Source organism: Serratia sp. OS31, assembly GCF_014164835.1.
In the GTDB taxonomy this organism is placed as follows: Bacteria; Pseudomonadota; Gammaproteobacteria; order Enterobacterales; family Enterobacteriaceae; genus Serratia; species Serratia liquefaciens_A.
Genome location: NZ_JACJFQ010000018.1, coordinates 24,145 through 38,273, shown reverse-complemented (window position 1 = coordinate 38,273; position 14,129 = coordinate 24,145). Strand labels below are relative to the sequence as shown.

Annotated in this window: 14 protein-coding genes; 4 read left to right on the top strand and 10 right to left on the bottom strand. The window is 56.1% G+C overall.

The features are described 5' to 3' along the window. Nucleotides 1–30: 30 nt before the first annotated feature. The 3 genes from elaB to idnO all read right to left on the bottom strand — a co-directional run bounded on the left by elaB (nt 31) and on the right by idnO (nt 2,249). Nucleotides 31–342 carry a stress response protein ElaB gene (gene elaB / locus H5P17_RS15785; protein ID WP_182823898.1) on the bottom strand — a complete coding sequence of 104 codons (312 nt, stop codon included), beginning with the start codon at nt 340–342 and terminating at the stop codon, nt 31–33. An 86-nt stretch (nt 343–428) separates the two neighbouring features. Then, entirely contained in the window at nt 429–1,460 is a 1,032-nt protein-coding gene (gene idnD, locus H5P17_RS15780) for an L-idonate 5-dehydrogenase (RefSeq protein WP_182823973.1), read from the bottom strand. A gap of 24 nt (nt 1,461–1,484) precedes the next feature. Then, on the bottom strand, nt 1,485–2,249 hold the full coding sequence (gene idnO / locus H5P17_RS15775; protein WP_044552617.1) for a gluconate 5-dehydrogenase: 765 nt from the start codon (nt 2,247–2,249) through the stop codon (nt 1,485–1,487). A 270-nt stretch (nt 2,250–2,519) separates the two neighbouring features. Here idnO and H5P17_RS15770 point away from each other — a divergent pair, with 270 nt between their 5' ends. Next, on the top strand, nt 2,520–3,503 hold the full coding sequence (locus H5P17_RS15770) for a LacI family DNA-binding transcriptional regulator (RefSeq protein WP_182823896.1): 984 nt from the start codon (nt 2,520–2,522) through the stop codon (nt 3,501–3,503). A 1-nt stretch (nt 3,504) separates the two neighbouring features. Here H5P17_RS15770 and H5P17_RS15765 read toward each other — a convergent pair whose 3' ends face one another. From H5P17_RS15765 to H5P17_RS15745, 5 genes are all read right to left on the bottom strand, one after another. Beyond that, the gene (locus H5P17_RS15765; protein ID WP_182823894.1) at nt 3,505–3,999 is read right to left on the bottom strand and encodes a DUF1097 domain-containing protein; all 495 of its coding nucleotides are present in this window, start codon (nt 3,997–3,999) and stop codon (nt 3,505–3,507) included. A 265-nt stretch (nt 4,000–4,264) separates the two neighbouring features. Then, nucleotides 4,265–5,509, bottom strand: coding sequence for an MFS transporter (locus tag H5P17_RS15760; protein ID WP_044552621.1), 1,245 nt, complete (start codon nt 5,507–5,509; stop codon nt 4,265–4,267). 170 nt (nt 5,510–5,679) lie between these two features. Next, entirely contained in the window at nt 5,680–6,543 is an 864-nt protein-coding gene (locus H5P17_RS15755) for a DMT family transporter (protein ID WP_044552623.1), read from the bottom strand. A gap of 111 nt (nt 6,544–6,654) precedes the next feature. After that, on the bottom strand, nt 6,655–7,080 hold the full coding sequence (locus H5P17_RS15750; protein ID WP_044552625.1) for a cupin domain-containing protein: 426 nt from the start codon (nt 7,078–7,080) through the stop codon (nt 6,655–6,657). 82 nt (nt 7,081–7,162) lie between these two features. Further along, complete coding sequence (locus H5P17_RS15745; RefSeq protein WP_182823893.1) at nt 7,163–8,998, bottom strand: thiamine pyrophosphate-binding protein; 1,836 nt, start codon at nt 8,996–8,998, stop codon at nt 7,163–7,165. 337 nt (nt 8,999–9,335) lie between these two features. Between H5P17_RS15745 and H5P17_RS15740 the strand changes: the two genes are divergently transcribed. The 3 genes from H5P17_RS15740 to H5P17_RS15730 all read left to right on the top strand — a co-directional run bounded on the left by H5P17_RS15740 (nt 9,336) and on the right by H5P17_RS15730 (nt 11,005). Further along, nucleotides 9,336–10,211, top strand: coding sequence for a LysR family transcriptional regulator (locus tag H5P17_RS15740; RefSeq protein WP_044552628.1), 876 nt, complete (start codon nt 9,336–9,338; stop codon nt 10,209–10,211). A 128-nt stretch (nt 10,212–10,339) separates the two neighbouring features. Beyond that, the gene (locus tag H5P17_RS15735; protein ID WP_182823891.1) at nt 10,340–10,600 is read left to right on the top strand and encodes a type II toxin-antitoxin system RelE/ParE family toxin; all 261 of its coding nucleotides are present in this window, start codon (nt 10,340–10,342) and stop codon (nt 10,598–10,600) included. Nucleotides 10,601–10,639: 39 nt separating this feature from the next. Further along, complete coding sequence (locus tag H5P17_RS15730; protein ID WP_044552630.1) at nt 10,640–11,005, top strand: helix-turn-helix domain-containing protein; 366 nt, start codon at nt 10,640–10,642, stop codon at nt 11,003–11,005. Between the two features lie 62 nt (nt 11,006–11,067). Here the strand turns inward: H5P17_RS15730 and nuoN are convergent, their stop codons facing one another. Together nuoN and nuoM are read right to left on the bottom strand one after the other, a co-directional pair. Next, nucleotides 11,068–12,525 carry an NADH-quinone oxidoreductase subunit NuoN gene (nuoN, locus tag H5P17_RS15725; RefSeq protein ID WP_044552632.1) on the bottom strand — a complete coding sequence of 486 codons (1,458 nt, stop codon included), beginning with the start codon at nt 12,523–12,525 and terminating at the stop codon, nt 11,068–11,070. Nucleotides 12,526–12,531: 6 nt separating this feature from the next. Continuing rightward, entirely contained in the window at nt 12,532–14,061 is a 1,530-nt protein-coding gene (gene nuoM / locus H5P17_RS15720; RefSeq protein WP_044552634.1) for an NADH-quinone oxidoreductase subunit M, read from the bottom strand. Between the last annotated feature and the right edge of the window lie 68 nt (nt 14,062–14,129).

Below are 14,129 nucleotides of genomic sequence, written 5' to 3'. Positions count from 1 at the left end.
GCGGATGCCGCGCCCAACGTCTACAGGCCGTTATTTACGCGCCAGCAACAAGCCCATCACCAGGCCAACCGTTGCGCCAATCCCTACGCTGCACCAGGGATTTTCACGCACGTAACCGTCGGTACGGCAAACGGCGTCCTTGGCGCGCGCATAGTAGGACTCGGTGGTGTCAGCCAACCGCGATTTGACCTCACTCAATGCCTCTTCGGCATGAGTTTTGATATCGATATAGGCCTGATCGGCGCGATCGCCGGAGTACTTCAACACTTCTTCCAGCATGTCGCTCAGCATTCTCAAATCGTCATCGAGCGTGGTTTGATCCGCATCCGTATTTCTCGCCATGTTAAGTTCTCCGTGTTTAAAAAATGAAACGGCCCTTAACTATAGACAAGGATCGCCGATCCCCGCCATCAGACTGACGGCTAAAATCAGAATACCAACTGGACTTTGGCAGCACGGCTCTTGTCACCGGCAAACGTCAGCGCCTCAGCCAGTTGACGATTGTCAAACTCGGCGGACAGCAGCGGCAGCGGATTGACTGTTCCCTCGGCCAGCCACGCCACCGCCAGGGCAAACTCTTCAACAAATCGGAAGGATCCCAGCAGATTCAACTCTTTGGCGATCAACAACATCAGCGGGAAATCCGGGAAGCTGCTTCCCATACCGACTTGCACCACCGTCCCCTTGGCGCGGGTGATCTCCAGACAGCGCTGCAACGACAAAGGGTGCCCGGAGACTTCAAAAGCGATATCAAAATACCCTTTTTCCTGCTGATAGAAGCTGAAATCGTCATTGCCGGCGTGCAGACAGCGGGATGCCCCCATCGCCTGAGCGATATCCAGGCAACGCGGGCTAAGGTCGGCGCAGACAATCTCTTCGGCACCCAACGCCTTCAGCGCCGCCACCAGCAGGCAGCCTATCGGGCCGACGCCGGACACAAACACCTTTTTCCCTTTGACTTCACCGGGCTGCCTGGCGGCATGTATCGTCACCGCCAACGGCTCGGCAAAAACCATCACCTTCTCGTCGCAATCGGCGTCGAACGCAATGCACTGCGCGCTATCAACCACCTTGTACTGGGTAAAAGCGCCGTCAACATGTGGAAAATACATCGCGCTGCCGAAAAATCGCATCTGGGTACACTGGTTTTGCTGCTCTGCCAGACAATACTTGCACTGCCCACAGGGCTTGCTGGGGTTTAACGCCACTTTCTGGCCAACGGGCAGCCGAGCCGTGTCGCTGGCGACCACTTCACCGATCACCTCATGGCCCAGCACCATCGGCTGACGCACCTGAAAACTGCCGACCTTGCCTTCCTGATAGTAATGCAGGTCTGAGCCGCAGATGCCGCCGCGGGTGATTTTCACCAGCGTGCCGCTGCCCTGGTAATCGACCTCCTGCTCCACTACCGCCACGTCATATTTGCCGTTGACCACGCAGGATTGGGTTTGAATTTTCATCATCATGTTCTCATCAGCAGGCGGTTATACCGCAGCGGACATCCCGCCATCGACAAACAGCAGGTGGCCATTGACAAAATCCGAGGCTTTGGACGACAGGAACACCGCCGCACCAATCAGCTCCTGTGGATCGCCCCAACGGGCAGCCGGCGTACGCTTGGTCAGCCAGGCGGTAAACTCTGGGTTGTCCGCCAGCGCCTGAGTCATTTCGGTTTTGAAGTAGCCAGGGGCAATACCATTGACCTGAATGTTGTAGCGCGCCAGCTCAACGCACATGCCGCGCGTCAGCATTTTCACCGCCCCTTTGGAGGCGGCATAGGGCGTGATGGTATCGCGGCCCAGTTCGCTCTGCATCGAGCCGATATTGATGATTTTACCGCTTTGACGCTGCACCATATGGCGGGCTACCGCTTGCGACACCATAAATACCGCCTTCTGGTTGACGGCGATAATGTCGTCCCAGTCTTTTTCCGGAAATTCGGTAAACGGGTGGCGTCGTTGTATGCCGGCGTTGTTGATCAGCACATCGATCCCGCCGCTTTGCGCCTCAACTTTCTCAATGGCGGCATGAATAGCCTGGGAGTTAGTGACATCAAAGGCCGCGGCATCGGCGCGGAAGCCCTCACGGCGCAGTGCTTCAACGGCTCGCTGGGCGTTTTCCTCGGTGGTCGCATTGACCAATATGTGAGCGCCGTACTCCGCCAGCCCGCGCGCCAGCAGAAAACCAATGCCCCGAGAAGCGCCGGTAATCAGTACTTTTTTATTATCCAGTGAAAATAAGTTGTTCATAACATTCCCCGGCAGTGTCATTCCGATAAGACAGGCGCCTATATCAGCGGATCGCCGCCGGCAAAAACGTGATACCGATCACTTAAAACAGTGTTACTAAAACCTGTTACCTTTAACGTGAAGCCACGCAATCTCGCGGGAAACAAACTCAACACATTTCATTGAAAAATAAGATTTTTATACTTTATGTCGTCGATTGTTATCACTAAATCGATTTGTTAACATGGCGTTATTCGCGATTTCGCCGCCCCACCCCGTTAAGGCCTCAGAATGAAGAACCAACGCGTCACGCTGCAAGATATTGCGCTGCTCGCCGGCGTGACCAAAATGACCGTCAGCCGCTATCTGCGTACGCCGGAAAAGGTGGCGTCCGAAACCGCCGAGAAAATTGCCCAGGTGATGAAGGAAGTAAACTTTACCGACGGCGATGAGGCGCGTTCGACGCAAAAGCCGCGCATTGGCGTCTTGATCCCCTCCTTCAACAACCAAATTTTCGCCGATCTGCTGGCCGGTATCGAATCCATCACTCTGGAACAGGGCTATCAAACGCTGGTGGTGAACTATGACTACAGTCGGCAACGCGAAGAAGAACATATCGTCCAACTGCTGGCCTACCCGATCGCCGGGCTGATCCTGACGGATTCGGAACATACTCTGCGGGCAGAAAAATACCTGACGGCGGCCAAAATCCCGGTGGCGCAGGTGATGGATCTGGAAGGCCCGGAAGGAAGGATCGCCGTGGGGTTCGATAACTTCCAGGCGGGTTACGACATGACCGAAGCGCTGCTCGCCAGCGGTAAACGTCAGGTGGTTTATTTTGGCGCCATGTCCGATGCACGCGACACCAAACGTTTCCAGGGCTATTGCCGGGCAATGGAAAAACAGGGCCTGACACCGCGCCAAATCACACCGCACCGTGTTTCCTCGGTGACGGTCGGCTCCGACATGCTGGCCATGGCACGGCAGCTCTACCCGGATTTGGACGCTATCTTATGTACCAATGACGATCTGGCGGTCGGAGTGTTACAGGAGTGTCTGCGGCTGGGGCTGCGGGTTCCGCAGGACATCGCGCTGTCGGGCTTCCACGGTCTGGATATCGGCAAAGCCACCACGCCGGGCATCGCCAGCGTGATCACGCCCAGGTTTGATATCGGCAAGGTCGCCACAGAGATCTTGCTGAAACGCATTAAAGGGGTGCCGTGCATTGAGCGCGTTGATCTGCACTACCGCATCTCACTCGGCGGCACCATTTAACTCAACGGTTAACATGTTCGGTAACAGCGGCCGCCGGTTTCGGTTTTTCGTTGCGCGTCGCCAGCCACAAGCCGCTGTTTTTCATCGCGTAGCCAAACACCAGTCCCACCAACAGGGAAAGGGTCACCAGAGACCAATTGCCGCCGCCGGCGAAGGTGGCGCAAGCGCCGATAAAGGTCCCGGGCACAAAACTCAGCCACTGCTGCTTTGCCTGAATGCACATCAGGAAAGCCACCGCGCCGGTCAGCAGATAACCGAGCAGGCTCCAGCCGGGTGCCAGCTCACTGCCGTGAATGATCGCCATCGCCCAAAATACCCCGCTGCAGCAGGTCAGCGTGCTGATCAACAACCCTTTCAGGCCCCCCTGCGGGCAAGCAAAATAGGCCGTACAGCCCAGAAAACCGGCCCAACTGATCAGCCCCAGGCTAACAGCTACCCATCCCCACACGCCGGAGAGGATCCCGGTAGTCACAGCAATGGCAAAAATAACGTTCATAAACTGACCCGCAGCAAAGAAAGCGCGCAGTTTACGCGAAAATCGGCAAATTCACGTGATGGAAATCACAAAAATTTTGTAATGAGAAATACTGAAATTGCAGAATTGAGGAATTTGTCACAAAAAAAACCAGCGTGGCAAGCACGCTGGAAATGACACACAACAACACCAGGGAAATCGTTCGCCACCTTGCGTGGCTAAAATCGTTGTTCAGCTACCCTGCGAGTTTCACGTTGCCGACGGACAACCTGAAACTCGGCGGGTATCAGCGCGGGAAGCCCGCGCGGGTCACCATGAAGCTCAAAGATAAGCACACCACGGCACTGACCAGAAATAACAGATTGACCGCCAGATGCAGGCTGGCATGGTCGATAACCGCCCCCAACAGGATCGGAACCCAGTTGGCGATATAGGCGATTACGTAAAACAGTGAAATCAGTCTCGCATGGCTGGCCTTCGGTGAAATCAGGTTCACCAACGTGGCACTGCCGACAAAAATGGCCCCGTAGGCGTAACCGGCAATCACCATACCGGCACTGGCCAGAGCCAGCGAGTGGATCTGAATCGCTTCGGCAAACACCACCACCGACAGCGCCTGCGCCAGGCAGCCAAACATCAGCGAATGGCGCGCATTAACCCGACGGCTCAGGATCTGGCTAATACCGGCAATCACCAGATACACCGCAATCACGTAGCCGTAGATGCCCCGGCTGTGCATGCCCAACAGCTTTTCTGACACGCTTGGCCCAATTGCCAGAATACTGGCCGCCACCGCCCAGCAGATAAACAGCGCACCGGCACACAGGAAGAACTTGCCTCCGGTAGCGCGCAGGCCATCCGCCAACGAACTTTTTTCCGGCGCAGCCTCGGCTACGGGCGTCCCGCCTGGCGGTACCGTAACGGCTTCAACCGGCCATTTCAGCATCACGCCCAGTGCGGCAACGGCCGCCACTGCCATGATGATAATGAACGGCAGCGAGGTAGTGTGGAACCCGGTTTGCAGCGCCACGCCGCTGAAAATCGGCCCTAAAGCCAGACCGGTGGTGAATGACAGCGTGGCAATCAACGCCGCATTTTTACCGCCGTCTTTCGGCCCAAAACGCACCAGCGCAATGTTAGCCGCGCCGGTTAAGGCACCGGTGCCGACCCCGGCCAGCAGACGCGCCATAAACATCATCAGAAACGAATCGGCCATCGAAAACAGCAAGGCCCCGGCCAACACCACCAGCAGCGCCGGTACAATCATGCTGCGCAGGTCTTTGACCTTGCCGGCCATGTTGCCCACGCCGAACAGGGAAATCAGTACGCCGGCAGCATAGGCACCATAAATGACCGTCAGGCTGACCGAGCTTAGCGCCAACTCATGTTGATAAAGCGGATAAAGCGGCGTCGGCGCACTGCTGTTCAGCAATGCGGACATTAATGCCAAAGCTAAAAACAGCAGGATGGCAAAATGCGACGCGCCCGAATTCGCTTTAGCGGCTTCATCAACAGCCACACCTTCAGACATTTTTCTCTCCCGAAACAATCTGGATAAACACCTAACCCTGAAAACCAAACTCCTCAGGAAACGCGTTTATCATACCTTTCGGGTATAACGGTCAAAATAGCCAAGAATGCATCATAGTGATTCATTAATGCATTTGCGTTGACGCCCGCCAGCGCTTAATGCCGTGCTGTTTACACCGCCGCCGCCTTCGAGGCTTTTGCCGGAGCGCGTTTCACTATCGCCAATGCACCGGAGAGAATAATCAGCGCCATGCCGCCCGCGGCAATGTAGGACAGCTTCTCGCCAAACAACAGATAGCCGAGCAGCGTGGAGAAAATGATAGTGCTGTAGGAAAGAATGCTGACAATCACCGCATTACCGCTGCCGTAGGCGCGAGTCATGGTGATTTGCCCCAGGCTGCCGAACACGCCGATGGCGCAAACGCACAGCATCATGGCGCCGTCCAGTGCGGTAAACCCCACCGCCGTGGTCATCACAGCGCCCACCAGGGTGCCCACCAGCGAGAAGTAAAACACCACTCGCAGCTCCGGTTCGCCGCTGCGCACCAGCTTACCGACGTTAAAATAGGCCAGCGCGGTCAGCAGACCGGAAAGCAGGCCAATCAGGGTCGCGGCATACTCGCCGTTCGGCGTATCGGGCCGCAGCAGCACCAGAATGCCGATAAAACCGAGCAGTACCGAGAACAGCAGCTTGCCGGTCAACTGGCCTTTGGAGGTGACAAAGGCAATCGCCGACTGAAAAATAGGATTGGTGTAGCCCAACGTGGTGGCCGTGGCGATCGGCAGATGGATCAGTGAGTAGAAACCGCAATACATTGCCGCATTGCCAATGGCGGCGCGTTTCATGTGCAACCCCAGGTGTCGGGTGCGGAAACCGAGATTTTTCACATGGATCAGCGCGGCAACGATCAGGACGTTAATGACAGAGCGGTAAAAAATGATGTCGAAAAAACCGACCTTGGCCGAAGCCAGTTTGATGCTGGCCCCCATCAACGCAAAAAACCCGCTGGCGACGACCATCCACAAAGCAACCATGATTTCCTCGGTATATCACCCCAACGGGCGACAAAATAAAACGGGGCGAATGAATTCGCCCCGTACGGCCAATGCAGTCAACAACGCCGCAGCTAAAAAAAGGCGGGGATATTATTCGGCAGCTTTCACCGTCAGCGGTTTGTTATCAGCGCAGGCGAAGAATACCAGCATCTCCGCGCCTTTATCACCGGAAACCCCCTGGTGAACGATATCTACCGTGTCGGTAAAGGAATCGCCCTGCTTAAAGGTGTGTTTCACGCCGGTTTTCTTGACCGTCAGCGAAACGCTGCCCCCGGTCATATACACCGCGCTGATGCACGGATGAGTATGCCAGGCGAGCACCTTGTTCGGCTCTACGGTCACCTTCAACATGGTGATCTGCGGAGCACCGGCCGGGTAATGCTGGTACGGCGTCCCTTCCCACGAGGTCTCGGTTTTCAGCAGGGTTTCTTTGCTGATGCCTTCGCCGTGATCCTCTGCGGCCTGCGCATAGCCCTGAAATGCCATCATTAATGCCAGAAGTGTCAGTTTGTACATTGTTATCGCTCCATGACTACGGTAAACAAAATAGAATGGCGTGATACAAAGGGCAATCATGACGGCTCCCGCTGGGATTGGGCTACGCCTTACCCCCTTTGATACGCTGCTCGTATTCTACGATGCTCTCGGCATAGTATCGATTAGGTGCCACATGATTTCCTACCAACACTTCTATCAGGAAAGGCCCCTGGTGCTCAGCCGCGGCGGTCAGCGCCTCGTCCAGTTCCTCCAGTGTCGCCGCTTTGGCAGAGGCAACCCCCAGGCTGTTGGCGAAGGCCTTCCAGTCATGATTCGGCAACGCGGTGTAGTCCGCAGATACCCCACGGTTTTGCAAGGTGTCGATGTGCATCGCTCCGTGAGCGCAGTTGTTCATTACCACAAAGGTCATTTTGACCTGATAACGGGCAGCCGTCTGGATCTCGATGCCATGCATCAGCATGCAGCCGTCGCCGGTGACCACTACGCAGTCGCGGTGCGGCGCTGCCAGTTTGATACCGATGCCGGCGCAAATCGCCCAGCCCATCGGCGCCAGGGAGCTTGAGGTATGGTAATCGCCGCGCCCGCTGGCCTGCCAGTGATGCGCCATAAAGATACGGTGTGCGCCGGAATCGACCACCACGTTGGTGTCGTGATTCATGCGGCTGCGGATGCGCTTGATGGCATCGCCGGGGTACATGTTGGCCTCGCCCTCGGCAAGACGCACCTGCAAATCGGGCCGCTGCTGCTCCAGCGGCAGTTGACTCACCTGCTCCAGCCAGCCGTTACGCAAGCGTTTAATGCTGTCCAGGTGCGCGTCATCGTCGCCGATCGCATCCAGCAGGTGCTGCAACGAGCCGGTCAGGCTGGAGAAAATCTGCATATCCGGTTGATAATGCGAGCTGACCTTATCGAAATCCTCATCAATCACCACCAGCGTTTTGGTGCCGTGCAGCCGCGGATTCCAGTTCAGGCTATCGCGCTGGCTCAGGTCACAACCCAGCACCAGCAACACATCCACTTCATCGCCATTGATGGTTTCCACCGCCCGGGTATGGCCGGCAAAACCGTACAGCCCCAGCGCCAGCTCGTGCCCCTCGGGAAACGCGCCCTTGCCGGACAGTGTAGTGGCAACCGGCAAACGGTATTTCTCCGCCAGGCGCAACAGCAGGGCCGCATCCAACGGATTATTCATGCGGTTACCCACCAGGCAGGCAACGTTCAGCCCACGCAGCAGATAGTCATCCAGCAACTGACCCAATGCCTGTGGGTCGATTGCGGCCTCTCGGCATTGAGGCGTGCGAGGCGGGCTGACTTCATGATGACCGGCCACCTCTTTCTTTTGCATATCGACCGGCACGCTGAGATAGGTGCGACCTTTTCGCTGGGTGTTCAGGCAGGACAAACTGCGCCGCAGCTCGTGCTGCAACGTGAGATTATTTTTCACTTCTATCGCGGCGGAAAGCAGCGGTTTGACGATAGTCAGCTCATCGATGCCACTATTGCTGCCGTCCTGGAAGGCACCCTGCGCCTCATGATAAGTGGCAATGCCGCCGGCCAGATACAACACCGGGATTTTGTCGGCCTGTGCCGCCGCCATCGCCGGCAGGAAATTCATGGTGCCGGGGCCGGAGATGCCCAGACAAACGCCAAACTTGCGGCTGGCGCGAGCATAGCCGTCCGCCATAAAGCCGCAGGCGGTTTCATGGGCGCCGACGATCCCGGCAATGCCTGAATGTTCAATGGATTTTATCAGTGGGTACACCAGCTTGCCGGGTACCAGGAATATGTGCTGAATGCCGCGTGCTTCAAGACTCTGGATAATTGCATCCGCGTTGCTTTGCGTTGCCGCTTTCGCACCGGGGGTTGCAATAACTCTGACACCGTCCGCAGTTGCCAGTGCTACCGGGGTGTATAACTTCTCTGCGTGAGACTCCATTTTCAATGTCCAGTCGTGGTGGGCCAACCTAGATTCAGAGTCGATCCCACCAGGCGATTAGCCCACAGAGACAGGCTCTCATGCGCGTCTGCTTACGCGTTCAGGGTAACATTGGCACAAAATGTGCGCCAGATCACAGCATAAACGTTGATAAGCATAAAGATTGTCGGGTAAAAATAAAGATGCAAAACTGCTTCACGTTGATGCATTTATTCATATCCTGAAACATAATTAATAATTATGATACGTGGGCCTCATTGGCAGCCAAACCAGAGCCGGTACGGTTGCGCAATAATGAACACCGACAAGACCGATAAGCCTGCACAAAGGAAATGGCATGATGAATTGGGATGATGCACGCTTCTTCCTGGCAGTGGCGCGCTGCGGCACTTTACGAAAAGCCGCCAATGAACTACACGTTGACCAGGCTACCGTCGGGCGGCGTATTACCGCTTTTGAAGAAAGCCTGGGGTCCAAGCTGTTTATCCGCACGCCAAAATCCTTCTCCCTCAGCCCCTTGGGTGAGGAAATGCTGGCGGACGTGATGAACATGGAGAACTCGGTGCAGGCGATTGGCCGCAAAGCCACCAGCGGCGACGACAGCCTGTGCGGCAACGTACGCATCGCGACCACCGATACCATGGCCGAGGCTTTCGTCATCCCTGCGTTGAAGGCGCTGCGAGAGCAACACCCGCTAATTACCGTCACTATGCTGACGGCGGTCAATATCTCTGATATTTCCTACCGCGGTGCGGATCTGGCGATCCGTGGCGCGCGGCCAGAATCCGATGAGCTGATTATCAAACGTATGGCTACCATCGAAATGGGGCTGTATGCAACGCAGGACTATCTCGACAAACACGGCCTGCCCACCAAGGGCGACCACCTGCGTGGTCACGATCTGCTGATGTTTCCGCGAGAACTGGTGCCCCGCCACTGGAACAACTTCTGTGGCGAAACGCTGATCGACCCTAACGTGGTGCTGCAGTGTAATTCGCAGTTGCTGCTGCGCTCGGCAACGCGCAATGGTTTGGGGATTGGCCTGCTGTCCTCATTCCTGGCGGATAAGGACCCTGATCTGGTGCGAATTTTCCCGGAAAATAAAGACTGGGTAGATATCTGGCTGGTGCTGCATCCCGACCTGCAACGTGCCGCCAGAGTGCGTGCCGTAGTCCAGGCGCTGGAAACCTCATTTAAAAACAACCCCGGCTGATCCCCCTACTCAGGGGTTAGGGTGACTTACCCTGCCCCTCTTATCCCGTTTCGCCACATTGCCGCAATTAGATAAAAAGCTTATTATCTAATTAACGCACAGGACGTGCCCCCACAGTCGAGGGAATGATGGCAAAGGTTAACTGGTCGCGCAAAGCCGTTAAACAATTGATGACGCTACCTACTCAGGATCGCTCAGCCATTAAAGACAAGGTCGGGCTGTTAAGCGCGTTTCCGGCCATCAGGCTGGATATCAAAAAATTGCATGGCGCTGACAGCCAATTTCGCCTGCGCGTCGGCAGCTATCGCATTATTTTTGAAATAAGTGATGGTGAACCGGTTGTCTGTCTGATCCAACAAGTGAAGCGTAGAACGTCGACAACTTACTGAATCGCGTTGAGCTGAAATTTATAATCCGAGGTATGCCAGATGGCGAAGTTACAATATATCCATGATGAATCAGGTAAACCGCTGTACGTGGTATTGCCTGTCGATGAATATAAAAAGCTGGTAGGCCGGCAAGATGACTATGAGTCTGTTCCCTATCATAGCGATGCGCACGACGATGAAACTGTTCCTCATGAAGTGGTCTCTATCATGTTGGATCAGAACATCAGCCTGATAGCCGCATGGCGAATTTTCCGCGGCTTCTCGCAGTTCGATGTGGCGACAAGACTGGGTACCACCCAATCTGCCGTTTCGCAGTGGGAAGCCATCGACTCTAAACCGCAAAAAAGAACCCGGGAAAAACTGGCGGAGTTATACCGTTGTAACCCGGTGCAAATGACGCTTTAATCTGTTCCCCTCGCCATAAAAAAAGGTCGCCGAAGCGACCTTTTTTACTGCTCTGATGCCCATCAGAACATCGGTTGTGCCATCTGCACCAGCGTAATCAGCGGCTGCGGATAAACACCCAGCAACAGTACCAACGCAGCGGAGATCAGCACCACTACGCCGCCTGCGGTCAACGCCCAGTTGTTTGGGGTATCGCGCTGCAGCGCTTCCGGCGCGCTGAGGAACAGGCTGACGGTGACGCGCAGGTAGTAGTACAAACCAATGGCGCTACCCAGCACCACTGCACCGGTCAACCACCACAGGTGAGCGCTGACGCCCATTGCGATCACGAAGAACTTACCGATAAAGCCCAGGGTCATCGGAATACCGGCCAGTGACAGCATCATCACCGTCATGACGGCAGACAGGATGGGCTTATGCCAGAACAGACCACGGTAAGAGAACAGTGAATCTGCATCCGGACCACGGTACGGGCTGGACATCAGGCTGACCACACCAAACGCGCCCAGGCTGCTGAACAGGTAACCGGCCAGGTAAACCCCGGCGGTTTCCAGCGACAGCTGATGGGTTTGCACCGCAATCAGCGCCACCAGCAGATAACCCAGGTGGGCAATCGACGAGTAACCCAGCAGGCGCTTGATGTTGGTCTGGCTGATGGCCATCAGGTTGCCGAACAGAATCGAACAGACGGCAATGATCGACAGCACCATGCGCAGCGCTTCGTTGTCGGCAGCAGGTGCATACAGGAACAGACGCATAACGACCGCGAAGATAGCAATCTTGCTGGCGGTGGCCAGGAAGGTTGAAACCGGCGCAGGCGCCCCCTGATACACATCCGGCGTCCACAGTTGGAACGGCACCAGCGACAGCTTGAAGCCCAGACCGACAATCATCATGCCCATACCGGCCAGGATCAGCGGCTGGTGCATCATGTTTTCTTGCAGGCTCTTGCCCAGGCCGGCCAGCGACAGGTCACCGGACTCCGCATACAGCAGCGCCATACCGAACAGCAGGAAGGACGAAGCCGCTGCGGACAGCAGCATGTACTTGATGGCCGCTTCCAGCGGACGCTTCTGGCGGTAGGCATAGCCCACCAAGCCAAACAGCGGCAGCGAGATCAGTTCAATACCGAGGAACAGCGAGGCCAAGTGGTTGGCGCTCGCCAGCAGAATGCCACCCAGGGTAGCAATCAGCACCAGCAGGTAGAACTCTTCGCGGTTGTCCGGGTAACCGACCAGCCACGGATAGGCAAAGGTACAGGTCGCCAGACTCGCCAGTATCACCAGCCCGGTATAGAACATCGAGTAGCCGTCAACCCGCAGCAGCGGGGTGACGTCCATTGGGCCTGCCTGGCCGACAAAGTACAGCGAAAGCAGCGCCAGGTTTAGACCGATCACGGTCAGGGTGGCGTTGATAAAGTGGTCGCGTCGCCACGCAATGCCTAGCATCACAACCACCACCGTCAATCCGACGATCAACAGCGGCAACAGTGCGATCAGTTGTTGAGGAGTTATTGTCATGGCGAATTACGGCCTTGTTGTTGAAATTGCTGAAACTGACGAACCAAACCAGTGTTGCACGTTGCTCATCGCCGCATTAGAAGTGTCCAGAATCGGTTGTGGGTAGACCCCCAACAGAACCAGCAACACCACCAACAGCAGAATGATGAACAGCTCACGCGCGGTCATGCCCGGCAAAGGTTGGTCAGACTTGGCTTTGCCGTAGTAGGCACGCTGCATCATGATCAACGAGTAAACCGAAGCAAACACCAGACCGAAGGTAGAAATCACGGTGATCACCGGCACAACCTGATAGCTGCCGAACAGGATCATGAATTCACCGACGAAGTTACCGGTACCCGGCATCCCCAGCGTAGCCACCGCGAAGAACAGCGACAGCGCAGGGATGTATTTGATACGCCCCCACAGGCCGCCCATTTCACGCATGTCGCGAGTATGCAGACGTTCGTACAACTGGCCACAGATGATGAACATACCGGCCGCAGACAGGCCGTGTGCAATCATCTGGATCACTGCACCCTGGTAAGCCAGTTGGCTGCCGGTGTAGATGGCGATCAGCACGAAGCCCATATGGGAAACCGAGGTGTAAGCGATCAGACGCTTGATGTCGGTCTGCGCAAACGCCATCCAGGCGCCGTAGAAGATACCGATAACACCCAGCCACATGGCGATTGGCGCGAACTCATGCGAGGCTTCCGGGAACAGCGGCAGGCTGAAACGCAACAGGCCGTAGGCCGCGGTCTTCAGCAAGATCCCCGCCAGGTCGACAGAACCTGCGGTCGGTGCCTGGCTGTGCGCATCCGGCAACCAGCCGTGCAGCGGCACTACCGGCATTTTCACCGCGAAGGCGATGAAGAAGCCCAGCATCAACAGGTATTGCACGTTGTGTGACATTGGCGTTTGCAGCAGGTCTTCGTAATCGAAGGTCCACACGCCGGTCGCGTTGTAGTGCACGAACACCAGGCCCAAAATGGCAATCAGCATCACCAGACCGCTGGCCTGGGTATAGATGAAGAACTTGGTGGCCGCAGTGATGCGAGTTTTCCCGTCCGACGCCTTGTGACCCCAGAGCGCAATCAGGAAGTACATCGGCACCAACATCATTTCCCAGAAGAAGAAGAACAGGAACATGTCGATGGCGAGGAACACGCCGATCACCCCACCCAGGATCCACAGCAGGTTCAGGTGGAAGAAGCCCTGGTATTTCTGGATTTCACGCCAGGAACAGAGGATCGCCAACACGCCCAGCAGGCCGGTCAGCACCACCATCAGCAGTGAAAGGCCGTCCAGCGCCAGGTGGATGGAAATGCCAAAGCGTGGGATCCACGGCAGCAGGAATTCAGACTGCCACTGTGGAATGCCTTTCGGCGTAGTCAACGTGTAGCCGCCCTGCATCCACAGATGCAGAGAAAGCGCCAATGTCAGCCCCATTGCGATCAACGCAATCCAGCGCGGCACCTTAGTACCGAAGCGCTCAAACTGCCAGCACAGCAGACCGCCAATAAAGGGGATAAGAATTAGCCAAGGTAATAGCATGGCGTTTTGTGTCCCTTATACGAATAATTTCAAACTTTGTACGTAGCGCCTGCCCTGCAGGGCGCTAC